The following is a 416-nucleotide window of genomic DNA, read 5'->3' on the forward strand; positions in this document are numbered from 1 at the left end:
CTCGACGGCGGGCGCGGCGGCCGGGGCGGCGGCCTCGACCTGCGGCAGACCGTGCGGGGTCGGCGCGGCGAGGAAGGCCGAGATGCGGCGCGGCTGGCCGGCCGGGGCGGCGGACTGGTCCTCCCCCGCGACCTGCTCGACGACGGCTTCGGCGCTCTGCGCGGGCTGCTCGACGACGGCCTCGGCGGGGGCCTCGGTGACGACCTGGACCGGAGCCTCGGCAACGGCCGGCTCGGCGGGGGCGACCGGCGGCGCGACGGCGGCCTCGACGGCCTGCGGGGCGGCCACGGCCGGCTCGACCGGCGCGGGCGCGGGGACGACGACGGCCTCGACGGGCGCGGCGACCTCCACCGGCGCCGGGGCCTGAGTCGCCTCAACCGCCTCGACGGGCTCAACAGCCGCGGGCGGCGCAGGGG

The 416-nt window shown here is 82.2% G+C and carries 1 pseudogene; it reads right to left on the bottom strand.

The features are described from left to right. Window positions 1-351, bottom strand: a pseudogene (locus ABD308_RS03215) (hypothetical protein); the annotation flags it as partial. Window positions 352-416 lie beyond the last annotated feature (65 nt).

The sequence above is a fragment of the Kitasatospora putterlickiae genome, assembly GCF_039527695.1.
Classification (GTDB): domain Bacteria; phylum Actinomycetota; class Actinomycetes; order Streptomycetales; family Streptomycetaceae; genus Kitasatospora; species Kitasatospora putterlickiae.